Origin of the sequence: Streptomyces sp. NPDC001315 (assembly GCF_042896175.1) — a bacterium.
Lineage (GTDB): Bacteria > Actinomycetota > Actinomycetes > Streptomycetales > Streptomycetaceae > Streptomyces.
This window is the reverse complement of record NZ_JBIAWZ010000025.1, coordinates 39,743-52,471: the sequence shown is the minus strand read 5'-3', so window position 1 is coordinate 52,471 and position 12,729 is coordinate 39,743. Positions and strand designations below refer to the sequence as shown.

10 protein-coding genes are annotated in these 12,729 nt (G+C 70.3%); 5 read left to right on the top strand and 5 right to left on the bottom strand.

Annotated features, from left to right (window positions below):
* Positions 1–23 precede the first annotated feature (23 nt).
* From ACFY16_RS37580 to ACFY16_RS37570, 3 genes are all read right to left on the bottom strand, one after another.
* Positions 24–1,292: a sensor histidine kinase gene (locus ACFY16_RS37580; protein ID WP_390651715.1), complete on the bottom strand. Its 1,269-nt coding sequence runs from the start codon at positions 1,290–1,292 to the stop codon at positions 24–26.
* The gene (locus tag ACFY16_RS37575; protein WP_390651714.1) at positions 1,283–1,936 is read right to left on the bottom strand and encodes a response regulator transcription factor; all 654 of its coding nucleotides are present in this window, start codon (positions 1,934–1,936) and stop codon (positions 1,283–1,285) included. Before ACFY16_RS37575 ends, ACFY16_RS37580 begins: the two co-directional genes overlap by 10 nt.
* A gap of 195 nt (positions 1,937–2,131) precedes the next feature.
* A complete protein-coding gene (locus ACFY16_RS37570) occupies positions 2,132–2,800 on the bottom strand; it encodes a DedA family protein (RefSeq protein ID WP_390651713.1) in 669 nt (222 codons plus the stop codon).
* 635 nt (positions 2,801–3,435) lie between these two features.
* Between ACFY16_RS37570 and ACFY16_RS37565 the strand changes: the two genes are divergently transcribed.
* Genes ACFY16_RS37565 through ACFY16_RS37555 form a run of 3 tightly spaced genes read left to right on the top strand, consistent with a single transcriptional unit; the run spans position 3,436 to position 5,729 of the window.
* Complete coding sequence (locus tag ACFY16_RS37565; RefSeq protein WP_390651712.1) at positions 3,436–4,221, top strand: hypothetical protein; 786 nt, start codon at positions 3,436–3,438, stop codon at positions 4,219–4,221.
* 52 nt (positions 4,222–4,273) lie between these two features.
* Positions 4,274–4,702 carry a BlaI/MecI/CopY family transcriptional regulator gene (locus ACFY16_RS37560; RefSeq protein ID WP_390651711.1) on the top strand — a complete coding sequence of 143 codons (429 nt, stop codon included), beginning with the start codon at positions 4,274–4,276 and terminating at the stop codon, positions 4,700–4,702.
* Between the two features lie 4 nt (positions 4,703–4,706).
* Positions 4,707–5,729, top strand: coding sequence for a M56 family metallopeptidase (locus ACFY16_RS37555; RefSeq protein WP_390651710.1), 1,023 nt, complete (start codon positions 4,707–4,709; stop codon positions 5,727–5,729).
* Positions 5,730–6,222: 493 nt separating this feature from the next.
* On the opposite strand, the gene ACFY16_RS37550 is transcribed toward ACFY16_RS37555, so the two are convergent.
* The gene (locus ACFY16_RS37550) at positions 6,223–6,900 is read right to left on the bottom strand and encodes a phosphatase PAP2 family protein (protein WP_390651709.1); all 678 of its coding nucleotides are present in this window, start codon (positions 6,898–6,900) and stop codon (positions 6,223–6,225) included.
* Between the two features lie 1,006 nt (positions 6,901–7,906).
* Between ACFY16_RS37550 and ACFY16_RS37545 the strand changes: the two genes are divergently transcribed.
* Both ACFY16_RS37545 and ACFY16_RS37540 read left to right on the top strand, forming a co-directional pair.
* Positions 7,907–9,241 (top strand): glycosyltransferase, encoded by a 1,335-nt coding sequence (locus ACFY16_RS37545; protein ID WP_390651708.1) that lies wholly within the window; start codon positions 7,907–7,909, stop codon positions 9,239–9,241.
* Positions 9,238–9,990 carry a polysaccharide deacetylase family protein gene (locus ACFY16_RS37540; protein ID WP_390651707.1) on the top strand — a complete coding sequence of 251 codons (753 nt, stop codon included), beginning with the start codon at positions 9,238–9,240 and terminating at the stop codon, positions 9,988–9,990. The genes ACFY16_RS37545 and ACFY16_RS37540 overlap by 4 nt, the downstream gene beginning before the upstream one ends.
* Before the next feature lie 312 nt (positions 9,991–10,302).
* Here the strand turns inward: ACFY16_RS37540 and ACFY16_RS37535 are convergent, their stop codons facing one another.
* On the bottom strand, positions 10,303–12,525 hold the full coding sequence (locus ACFY16_RS37535) for a transglycosylase domain-containing protein (RefSeq protein ID WP_390651706.1): 2,223 nt from the start codon (positions 12,523–12,525) through the stop codon (positions 10,303–10,305).
* Between the last annotated feature and the right edge of the window lie 204 nt (positions 12,526–12,729).

Genomic DNA, 12,729 nt, shown 5'->3' with positions numbered 1-12,729 from the left:
CGGCCAACCTGCACACAACCTGACTACGCGATCGCCTCTGGCGTGGGGAAGGTCACCTCGACGCGACCGTGACCATCCGCGATCGCACGGACTGCCACTCCCGCGGACACGGCGAGACGTTGCACTACCGCCAGCCCCAACCCGTGCCCGTCGCCGCTGGTCACGCCCGCTTCGAAGACCCGGTCAACCTCCGCCGGGTCGAACCCCGGGCCGTCGTCGAGGACATCGATCACGGCCCCCTGGGGCTGGACGCGCGCCGTGACCCAGACGCGCGAACTCGCATGCCGCAGGCCGTTCTCCAGCAGTGGGGACAACACAGCCACAACGAGTTCGGTCGCCACGGCGACATCGACGTCGGCCGGGATGGCGAGTTCGATGGAGCGACCCGCGATCGCCTGTCGCGCCGCCGCCCTGAGATCGCAGCGGGTACCGCCGCCGATCCGTGTCCGGGCGGCACCAAGAATCGTGGTGATCGCCGTGTTCAGGCGGTCGACCTCGGTCAGAACGGCCTCTGGTGCCACATGCTGACCGGAAAGTTGCGCCAACTGTGCCTCGCCCCGCAGGGCCGTCAGGGGCGTCCGCAACTCATGGGCGATCTCATCGGTGAGCCGGCGCTCGTCCGCGAGCGCGTTGTCCACGCGGTCGAGCAGGCGGTCGAGAGTTCGCCCGAGCTCCCCGAATTCATCCCGAGGAACTCCGAGGTCGAATCGGCGCCCGGGTTCGTGATCGCCCCATTCGTCGGCGAGAGCGGCCATTTCGTGGACCACCCTCAACGCACGACCCACCACGAGGTGCGCGACGACGCCTGCGAGCAGGATCGAGATGCCGCCCAGAATGAGTGACATCGTCAGGCTGTGCTGCTCCGACGTCTCGTACTGCGTCAGATCCACCCTCACGACCACCATGACGTGGTGGCCTTCCAGCCGGATCGGCTGGGCGTACAGAAGGTGACTGCCGACCGTGGTGGTCTGGGACTGCCCGGAGCCTACGAGCGCATCGACGCGTTCAAGGACGCTGCCCGGCACGATCCCGTCAATGAGGTGCCCATCGGCGTACACCCAGGAGACCGTGTCGAGCGCTTCGTTGCCGCCCTCGATCAGCACGACGTGGCCACCGCGTACGGCTACGTTCGCCGCCACCGCCTCCGCACGTGTATGCGCCAGAGCGTTCGCGTCGGCGTCGGTCACCTGGCTCAGCAACACGTGCGAGACCACCACCAGCACTGCGACCACCGCTGTCGCGATCAGAACCGCAAGGGCGACGACCCTCCCGCGGAAGCCCGTCACTCCCATCGATAGCCCACCCCGCGGACCGTCGCCAGGCGATCGGCCACGCCCAGCGCACCGAGCTTGGTCCGTAGCCGGCGAACGTAGGAGTCAAGGGTGTTGTCGCTGACCTGCGCGCCATGCGGCCAGCCCGCAGCAACCAGGGCGTGGCGGCGTACCGCGTCGCCCTGTGAGGCGATGAGCCTGCCCAGCAACCGGAACTCGGTCGGCGTCAGGCTCTCGCTCGTCGAGCCGTGGATCACGACATGTTTCGCCGGATCGAGAACGACGCCCCTCGGCGGGGTCGTCGCGGTTGCTCTGCGTAGCAGGGCGCGGACCCTCACCAGCAACTCCGGGATGTCGAACGGTTTCGTCATGTAGTCGTCGGCTCCCGCCTCGAAGCCGCCCACCTTGTGATGCATGCCGTCCAGAGCGGTGAGCATCAGCACCGGAGCATCAACGCCACGGGCCCGCAGCGCCAAGCAGACATCGCGGCCGTCAGCGTCCGGGAGTCCTAGATCCAGGACGACCAGGCGAGGGACCGGCTCAAGTTGCCGCAGCAGGCTGTCCGCGGTGGAAGCGACTGCGACCGTATGGCCGTCGTGCTCAAGTGCACGCTTGAGCACGTCACGGACCGCTGCGTCATCCTCACACACCACAATAAAAGCCACAGACTGACCTCAGGTACTCCAGCAACGGTTCTCCATTTTCCCCGGCCAGCGCCCTGGTAGTGCCCGAGATCCGCGACGGCTTCTACCTCCGGTGCGGCTGGGCGGTCCCGCGTCGCTCTGCCCTTCAGGCTCAACGTCGGCGACGACCGGTGCAGTGCGCCCGCTGATGCCGCCCCGCCATTGACCGGACGCTGATCACCCTCGCCCCTCCTCGGACCGTGCCGCCCGGCGCCCGCGGTACACCTCGGCGACGAGGGGGACCAGAGACACGACGACGATCAGTGCCACCAACGGGAGCAGGTAGCGGTCGACGTTCGGGATCGACGAGCCGAGTCCGTACCCCGCGAGGGTGAGGCCGACGCTCCACACGAGCCCGCCGACGACCTGCCACAGGGTGAACGTCCGTACCGGCACCTCCAGCGCACCCGCCACCGGATTGAGGACCGTGCGCACCACGGGCACGAAACGGGCCAGCACGATGGCCTTGGCATACCCATAGCGCTCCAGGAGTTCCTCCGCGCGCTTCGCCCCTTCGTGCAGTCGCGGGGAGTGGCTGCGAGCCAGCAGTGCTCCGCCGGCCTTCCGCCCGAGCAGATATCCGCACTGAGCCCCGGCCAGCGCGCCTGCTGCCGCCGCCACGAGCAAGGGGCCGAGAGACAGGTGCAGGCCCCCCTGCGCCGACCCCGTGCACAGCAGGCCGGCGGTGAACAGCAAAGAGTCGCCCGGCAGGAAGAATCCAATCAGCAGTCCTGTCTCGGCGAACATCACCACCGCGACGCCCAGCACACCGAAGGCCGCCAGCAGGGAGTGGGCGTCGAGCACGTTCACAGCCAACTGGGACGCCGCCGGAATCGGTGCCGTCATGGAGCAGGGTCCTTTCGGATGGATTAGTTCAGACAGACAACTAGCCGACTACAGCCTTGTAGACATCTTCTGGAACCCTAGACGCTCGCCGGGAGCATCCGCTCCCGCATGTCACCCTGGCGCGGCCGACGACAGAAGGTCGACATAGGCCGGAAGGCTGCCCGGTTCCCGCGATACGCCCACCATACGCCCCACCTCTACGTGATGTAGTAGGCGTTCGGGAATCGTCCGGAATCTCACATTTCGCCGGGCGGTCGGGCGAGACGAGAGAGGCGGCGTCACGGCGATCGCCCCAGACGATCAGCCTGTTCATCGGGACACGTACCCCAGGACCTCCACGATGGCCTTCACCCCGGCCATCGCTGCCCGAGTCGGCACACCGCCGGCGACTTCCGCGCGGTGCGGTCACGGACCTTTCTCATCGCGGTTGCCAGCGCCCCGAACCCCGACGACGATCACGACGGCCCGCGCGCTGGCCATATCATCCTCTTAGCCACCGTGACCAGGCGCTTTGGCGAGGCATTCAGGTTGTGGTCAGGTTGAACGCGCGGTAATGAAATTCATGCACCGGAAGTCCCCAAGCGACGGTAAAGGGGCCGGGGGCAGCGGGAGATGACCATGTCATCGTGCGCACCATGACCACAGACCGTCTCCTCGACGACCGCCCCCTCACCTCCTTGCGCACCATGGCGAACAAGGTGCCGGAAGTGACCGCCTACTTCTGGATCATCAAGGTTCTCACCACCGGGATGGGCGAGACCGCGTCGGACCTGCTGGCCAAGGTCCTCGGCCCGGTGCCGGCGGTCGGTCTCGGAGGTCTCGCCCTGGCTCTCTCCCTGGCCGTGCAGTTCGCCGTGCGACGTTACGTCGCCTGGGTCTACTGGACGGCCGTCGTCATGGTCAGTGTGTTCGGCACGATGGCCGCCGACGTGCTGCATGTCGGTCTCGGCGTGCCGTACATCGCGTCCACTCCGCTCTTCCTCGTCACGCTGGCCGCGGTCTTCGCCCTCTGGTACGCCGCCGAACGCACCCTGTCCATCCACAGCATCACCACGCGCAGCCGGGAGCTCTTCTACTGGGCCGCCGTCCTGGCGACCTTCGCCCTCGGCACCGCCGCCGGTGACCTCACCGCGACCGCCGGATTCGGCTACCTCGGCTCGGCCGTCCTCTTCGCCGTGGCGATCGGCGTGCCCGCACTCGCCCACCGCTTCGGGAGCCTGGCCGCCGTGCCCGCCTTCTGGACGGCGTACGTCATCACCCGCCCCCTGGGCGCATCCCTCGCCGACTGGATGGCACTCGGGCACACTCGTGGCGGCCTCGGGTTGGGACTCGGTCCGGTCACCCTCGCCTGGACGGTCGCCATCGCCTGCTTCGTCGGCTACCTGGCGGTCTCACGCAAGGACACGTCCTACAACAAGTAGGACATGGGCGGTAGCCTGTACGCAACGACGGCGAGGGAAGGTGGACGGCGAGGTGACGGGCCAAGGAGACGAGGAAGCCCACGAGGCATCCGGCAGGCGGGCTCGCGGCCAACTGGAGAGCGATGTACTCGCCGCGCTCTGGGCGGCAGACGGTCCACGGACCGCGCGGGAAGTCCGGGAACAGCTGCCGGGCGACCTCGCTTACACGACCGTACTCACCATCCTGTCCCGGCTGCATGACAAGGGCATGCTGGTACGGCACCGCGAGGGCCGTGGCTATGCCTACGAGCCGGCCCGCGACGAGGCGTCGCACACCGCCCAGCGCATGCACTCTCTGCTGACGGGTGGCTCCGACCGTCAGGCGGTGCTGACCCGTTTCGTCTCGGAGTTGTCCGAACAGGACGAGCACCTGCTGCAGCAGCTGCTGTCCGGGCACGACGACGTACTCCCCGAGAGCCGGCGTCCGCCCGGGAAGCGGTGAGCCGGTGCTGGTCAGCGTCTATATTCCGTTCCTCGTCACGGCCGCACTCGCCGTGCTCGCACCGCCCGTGGCGCACCGGCTGCCCCCGCGCCCTGCGGCCCTGGCGCTGGCCTGCGCCGCGCTGGTGACGGCGGCCGGATGGGCGGGATCCCTCGCCCTGCTGGCTTTCACCGGCGTGGCGCAGATCCCGCAGATCGCCGAGGAGGGCCGCTGGTCCGTGTCCGCGCTGCGCTCCCAGGATCCCGTCTATGCCGTGGTCGCGGCCGTCAGCACCCTGGTGCTCGCGGTGTGTGTCGTCTCCCTCGGCTTGGCCGCCGTCCGGCAGGGCCGCCACCTGCTCCGGGCCCGGCGGGAGTGTGCCGAGCTGCCCGGGCACACGGAGTTGGCCGTACTCGACGACGACGTCCCGCTGGCCTTCGCACTGCCTGGGTCACCGGGCCGGATCGTCGTGTCCCGGGGGATGCTGCGCCGTCTCGGTGACGCCGAGCGCGAGGCACTGCTCGCCCACGAGCGGGCGCATCTGCGCGGGCGTCACCACGTCTTCCAGAGCGTGTGGCGGCTCACGGCCGCCCTGAACCCCTTGCTGCGACCAGTGGCCGTCGCGGGCAACTTCGTCCTGGAGCGCTGGGCCGACGAGGAGGCCGCCGAGCGGGTCGGTGACCGTACGGTCGTCGCCCACGCCGTGGGCCGCGCCGCCCTGGCATCCGCCGGTGCGTCCCGTCCCGCCGCGCTGGCCGCGACCGGCGGGGTGGTGCCCCAGCGGGTACGGGCCCTGCTGGCCCCGCCGCCCGCCCGTCGCAGTCTGCCCTTGCTGGCGGGCGGTCTGCTGCTGGCCGTCTGCTGCGCGAGCCTGGCCAACGCCGCCTCGGACAGCGACCGCATGCTGGACAGCGCGCAGTGGGCGCTGTCCAGGGCACATGCCAATACCACCACCGCGCCGACCGACCACGACGATGCCCCTGGGCACGGACCGGACGGCTGCTGTGCCGCCCCTGATCGTCCGGATCACGGAGAGCGGCATTTCTGACCTGCCACGCGCCGGCCCTCACCCCGTCGCGCGGTCGCCCGGAAGGATCGGCAGGGGCACGGCGAACATACCCGGTGCACGGCTCGCACCAAGGCGAGCCGGCCGCCGAGCGAGAAGGCCGGTTCACGGGCGAGCGTGAGCCCGATGCCGGCGCCCGGCCGGTCTACGCCGAGTCCTCGTCCACCGACACCGGCGGCCACAACGAGAAAGCCACGGCCGCCGCCCTCGTGCGCACCGCCCAGGCGGATGCTGGTCGCCGTCATCACCGCCGACGGCGGCAAGCCGCCGCGCTACTGACCGGGGCCGGCTCCGGGTCCGTCTGGACGGTCCGGTGTACGCGCGCCTTTCCCCAGGTCCCACTGACACATGGCCGCCTCGCTGCCGGTAACCGGCCCGCCGGCCCTGGTGCCGGTACTTCCGGTGCCGCGACTCCTGGTCCTGGCGGTTCTGACACGCCGCCAGATGGTGTGAGTCTGCGCTGTCGGACGGACGGTCAAAGTGGCTCCCCCGCCGAAGCGGCTTGCCGGGCCGGCGCTGTGGTGGCGATGAGCTCGGTCGTCAGCAAGGGGCGCAGCGACCCATGGCTCAGGGCGCCGACCAGCGGGGTGGCCCAGCGGCGCAGCGCCAAGCTGACGAGGAAGGCGACCGGGAGGGCGACGGCAGCGGAGCCGAGGACGTCGTGGGGGTAGTGGGCACCGACGTAGACCCGGCTGAAGCCCTCCAGTACGGCGAACACGGCGGCGACGGCGCTCAGCCGGCGGTCGAGCAGGAAGAGCGCTGCCACGGTCGCGGCGGCGACGGCGGCGTGGCCGCTGGGGAAGGCGTAGTCCGAAGGTGCCGGGCAGGTGTCGACGAAGTAGGCGTGGGGCATCGACCGGCAGGGCCGCACCTCCGCGACGAGCTTCTTGACGACCTCGGCGGCAGCGAAGGCTGTCAGGACGGCGACCGGCGCGGCCAGCGCGACGGTCATCACCTGCGGGCCACGGCGCCGTGCGGTCCACCAGCCCGCGATCATGAGGATGGCGAAGACCCCGAGACCAAGGTTGGTCCACACCTCCATGGGCGTGTTGAGCCACTCGGTGTCACGGGCGAAGTCGGTGACCGAGGTGAACAACGAGCCGTCGATGCCGGATCCGTCGAGGGCCAGTTGCGCGGTGGCGGCCACGGCCATAGGGAGAGGTCCTTCCGTCCTTGTGAGTGCGTCAAGTGCTCACGGGATGAGCGAGCGGCCATGGGATTCGGGCTCTGTCATCGGTCACCTCGCGCTCGTGAGATGACGCTTGAATGACATGGCTACGACGCCAGAGTGACCACCCGACTAATCTACTACATCTTGTAGATCAATGAGGATGGGCCGTTCGCCGCCCAGTGCGGCCAAGGTCGGTTGTTGCCCGGCGGTGCCTGCGGAGACCCCCACCTGACGGGTCAAGCCCAGAGCAGGGACGACGCTGCATGCGCGAGGTCGGATTGGTTCGATCGGGGGCAAGGGGCGACGACCGGGACGAACCGCCCCAGCAATACCGCCAGCCTGGGCCCGTAGCGCGCGAACAGCGCCTCGGCCTGGTTCGGACCTCGCCACGCCCCCCGGGCCCGCGCGGCCGCACCGCCCGGCCGCCGCACCACCCCAGCCAGAAACCGGTCTGCGCACCGGCGAGCGCACCCACACCTGCGCAGGTCAGCACCAAGGGCAGTGACAGCCGGGCCGCACCCAGCGTAGTGAGCGAGCACGCCAGCCCGGCAACAGCAGGGGCAACCGGGCAGGAAAACGCCCACCACGGGCAGGGCGGTCTCGGCGAAGACCACGACCGGTACGGCCCACGCCCCGAACCTCGTCAGCATCGCCCGTGGATCCAGCGCTGCCGCAGTGGTCATGAGACCTGACGCCATCGGCACCCCTCCCCTCAGCCAACCGCCAATGCCTCTACATCTCGCAGTAACTTGACCGGCATCAACCGGGATGCCACAGCCCGAGCCGCTACCGGACCCCCATCCTGCGGCGATCGCTTCCTAAGTTCTACATCATGTAGTAGTTTCCCTTCTCGGCACCACAGCGGTCGAGTCGTGGCCCTGGCCCGCGCGCAGGCGCGGCCTCGGCCTGCCCGCAGCGCCGTCTGGGCCGGGGTATGCCGCCGGGGTATGCCCGGCGTGCCCCGTAGCCCATCAGGAGGCGATCCACCGTGGTCCACCGTGACGACCTGGTGCCGGAGTCTGCGCCCTCGCCGTCCGCCGCACCGCCGCAGGGCGGTGCCGGGCGGATCGCGATCATTTCGGCCGGTGTCGGCGCGGGACACGACGGTGCGGCTGCGGGGCTGGCCGAGCGGCTGGCCGAGCACGGGTACCTGGTGGACCGGCACGACTTCCTCGACCTGCTGCCCACCGGTACGGGCCGACTGCTGTGCGGTACCTACCACCGCATGCTGACCTGGATGCCGGACGGCTACCAACGCCTGTACGCGGCCACCGACCGGGCCGTACGCCCCGGCGCGGTGTGGCGGGCCCTGTTTCGCGCAGCCGAGCAGCGCACCCTGCGGGCGCTCGCGCCGGACACCCGCGCGGTCGTCTCGACCTACCCCGGCGCCAGCCAGGTCCTCGGTGCACTGCGCCGGCGCGGCAAGCTGACGGTGCCGGCCTTCACCTACCTCACCGACTTCTCCGTCCACACCCTCTGGGTTGCCCCCGGCATCGACGCCCACCTGGCCGTGCACCCGGTGCCGGCGGCCCAGGCCCACGTACAGGGCGCGGCCGCCGCCACCGTCGTCGGTCCGGTCACCGATGCGCGCTTCACCCCCGCCACCGCCGGGCAACGGACCGCCGCCCGCGAGCGGTTCGCCCTGCCCGCGGACGCGCCCCTGGCCCTGCTGGTCGCCGGGTCGTGGGGCGTCGGACCGGTGCGACGGGCCGCCGCCGAGATACGGGAGACCGGGGTCGCGGTGCCCGTGGTGGTGTGCGGACGCAACGAGTCCCTCGTGGAGGAGTTGCGCGCGGACGGCATCGCGCACACTTTCGGATGGGTGGACGACATGCCCGGGCTGATGCACGCCTGCGACGTCCTGGTGCAGAACGCGGGCGGGCTGACCTCGCTGGAGGCGTTCGCCGCCGGGCTGCCGGTGGCCAGTTACCGCTGCATCCCCGGTCACGGCCAGACCAACGCGGACGCCCTGGACGAGGCGGGCCTGGCGGCCTGGATCCGCGACCCGGCGGACCTCGGCCCGGTGCTGGCCGAGCTCCTCCACGGACCACGCGGTCGGGCCCAGCGTGCGGCGGGGCTCGACCTGCATCGCCTGGCCCCCGGACCGGTGACCGCCATCGCCGCCAGAACCGGGCCGCACCCCGCGCCGGACGCACAGCCCGTGGTACGGCGCTTCGCCGGCCGACGACGGATCGCCCTGACGGCCGTCACCGTGGCGGCCACGGCCTGTCTGGGCGTCGCCGCCCCACTGGCCTACGCCTACAACGAGACGCCCGCCCGCTTCACGGCCGTCGCCCATTACCTGGATGGAGACGGACGATGACCCCGGCCCGTCTCGTCCGTGCCACGGCGCTCGCCTCGGCCGCAGCGGTGCCCGCGCTCGCGGCATTGCACGCGGCACCCGTCATCTCCACATTCGGGCCGCTGCGCAACGCGGCCATGCCGCGCCTGGCCGGACGCGGCCGGCCGGATCACGTCGCGCTCACCTTCGACGACGGCCCCGACCACCTGTCCACCCCGCGCTTCCTAGACTTTCTCGACGCACGCGGGCTGCGGGCCACCTTCTTCCTGCTCGGCTCCATGCTGGCCCGCTCACCGGGGCCGGCCAAGGAGATGGCTGCGGCCGGCCACGAGATCGCCGTCCACGGCTGGCACCACCGCCCGCTGCTGCTCCGCGGTCCCCGCGCCGCCTACGACGACCTCGCCCGCGCCCGCGACGCCGTGGCCGACGTCACCGGCAGGCCACCCGTGCTCTTCCGGCCGCCTTACGGGGTGATGAGCACCGCCGCCCATCTGGCCTGCCGGCGCCTCGGTCTGACCCCGGTGCTGTGGACCTGCTGGGGCGAGGACTGGCGCAGACGGGCCACCCCTCAGTCCGTCGAGCGCACCGTCCTGACGGACCTGCGCGGTGGCGGCACCATCCTGCTCCACGACTCAGACTGCACCTCCGCCACCGGCTCCTGGCGCACTACCCTCGCCGCGCTGCCCCGCATCCTCGACACCTGCCAGGAACGCGGCTGGCAGGTCGGCCCCCTGCGCGAACACGGCGTCCCCGGCCTGCCCCGCCGGTGAACGCTCGCGCCAAAAACACGCCGCCCAGCGCCGGCCGCGCTGTCGGTGTTCGCCAGGGCGACCCCAGAATTCCCGGCGTTCTTCCTCCAGGTCACCACGCCCGTCGGCCGCGTTCCGCCATGATCTGAGTGAAGGGTTGAGCCACAGTTTGGAACCTCAGATGATTGCTTCCTGGCGGTCGGCGACTCCACCTGTCAAGTCCCGGTGGTGGTACACGCCCAGGCCCTTCACCGGCTGTGGAGCCGCGGCGAGCGGATCGGCGTCCCACAACACACTGGCGAGTGAGGCGGCGCCGGACCGCGATGCGACGACTCAGGGCCGGCCGCGGGCGCTTGTCGGCGCAGGTGTACTGCTCGTCGGCGTGGGCGTGGGTGAGATGTTGCCGCCGGTCGTGCCGCCGAGGAGGCCGCCGCCAGTACCGGCAGTGGTTCCGGCGGTGTCGGTCGGACTCGGGCTGACACAGTGCTTCCCGTGCCCGCGGCACGGTGCGTTGGTAGGGGTCGGAGTGGCCGGCACGGTCGGGGTGGCCGGGGGTGTGCTCTGGGCCGCAGTGGCGGAGGGGGTGGGCGAGGGCGCGCCGTATTCGTCCGTGGACTGACCGAGCGCGGGTGCGGGCGGGAACTGCTGGACGGGTTGCCCCTGGAGGGCGGCGGTCATGTAGCCGGTCCACACCTCGGTGGGCATGTCGGCGCCGAAGACCTTGGCGTAGCCGCCGACGCCCTGCATCGACTGGAGGCCGGCGTTCTTCGGGTCCTCCTTGAACATGCTCACGGCCGTGGTCAGTTGCGGGGTGTAGCCGATGAACCAGGCGGACTTGTAGTCGTCGGTCGTACCCGTCTTGCCGGCTGCCGGGCGGCCCAGGGCCTGAGCGTTGGTACCGGTGCCATTCTTGACGACGTCTCGCAGGACGTCGGTGATGGTGCCGGCGGTCGAGGCGGGCATGGCCGTGGTGCCCTTGGGCTTGTCGAAGCCGGTCAGCTGCCGGCCGTTGGCGACGACCTTGGTGACCGAGTACGGCTCGTGCTGGATCCCGCCGTCGTCGAAGGTGGCGTACGCGTCTGCCATCCGGATCGCCGACGGTGTGGAGGTACCGATGTAGAAGCCCGGGGTGTCGTACTGCAGGGTCGTGCGCAGGAGCCCCGCTTTCAGGGCCTCGCCCTCCACGTTGTCGTAGCCGACGTACTCGCCGAGCTGGACGTAGGGGGTGTTGACCGACTGCTCCATCGCCCTGCGCAGGGTGATGTAACCCCACTTCGTGGACACGTCGTTGCGCTGGTGCAGGAGCCCCGTGGGATCCTTCGAGTCCGGCAGCTCCCGGCCCTGCTGGTTCTTGATGGTGATGCCGTCGTCGCCGTCGAACTTCGAGGCCGGGGTGATCGGTGCGGCCGGCTGCCCCGGGGAGAGGACCGCGCCATGGTCGAGGGCGGCGGCCAGGTCGACGGGTTTGAAGGTGGAGCCGACCGGCACGCCGGTCGCGTCCGCGTTGTCCGTCCAGTGTCCCTTGTTCCAGCCGGGCCCGCCGTACAGGGCGACGATCGCGCCGGTGGACGGATCGATCGACGCCGCGCCGACCTGGACGTCCTTGTCGGCCGTGCGGTGCTGCGGATCGAGATGCTTCCGCTCCATCGCCGTGACGGACGTCGACAGGGCGCTGACCTTCTTCTTGTCGAAGGTGGTGTAGATCTGGTAGCCGCCGTGACCCATCTGCTGGTCCGTGAGGGACGTGTGGGCCTCGACGTATTTCTCTGCGGTCTGCACCAGGTATCCGGTCTGCCCGGCCATGCCCGCCGACGGCGTGTACGGCTTGGGCGTGGGGAACCCCGCCGCGAGGTACTGCTGTTCCTGGGCGTCGGTGATCTTGTGGATCTTGGCCATCCGGTCCAGCACGTACGTCCAGCGGGCCTTGGCCTGGGCCTTGGCCTGCGGGTCGGTGTCGGCGTGCATCAGCAGGCTCGGCTCGTTGACCGTGGCGGCGATGAAGGCCCCCTGGCTGACGTTCAGCTGGAAGGCGTGCACGTGGTAGTAGGTACGGGCCGCGGCCTCGATGCCGTAGGCGTCCCGGCCGTAGTAGCAGGTGTTGAGGTAGCCCTGCAGTATCTGCTGCTTGGACAGCTGGCCGCCGATCTTCAGGGAGATCATGATCTCCCTCAGCTTGCGGGTGACCGACTGGTCCTGGCTGAGGTAGGTGTTCTTCACGAACTGCTGGGTGATGGTGGACCCCGACTGCACCTCACCTCCCGTGGCCATGTGGTAGACGGCGCGGAGCATGCCCTGTGTGTCGACGCCCGGGTCGGAGTAGAAGGTGGCGTTCTCCGCGGCGAGGAAGTCCCACTGCACCAGCTTCGGCACCTGGGCGAGATCGACGTTCTGCCGGTTGGTCGCCCCCTGGGTGGTCATCACCGAGCCGTCCGACCAGTAGTAGGTGTTGCTCTGCGCTTGGGTACTGGGGTTCGCACTGGGAATGGTCGTCGTGGCGTAGGCGTAGCCGAACAGGCCCAGCAGGCCGGCGACGAACAGCAGGAAGGTGCCCGACACCAGCTTCCACGACGGCAGCCACCGGCGGAGGCCACGTCGACCGGCGCGCGGGTAGTCGATCAGGCTCCGCCGACTGCCGGCAGTTCGGCGGGCGCGCCCGTCCCGGGACTGCGCAGCCCTGCGTGCCGCGGCCCGGCCACCGTTGTGCATGCCGTCAGAGCCGGGCGATGTGGTCCTCCCCGACGATCGGCGCCGATGTTCGCT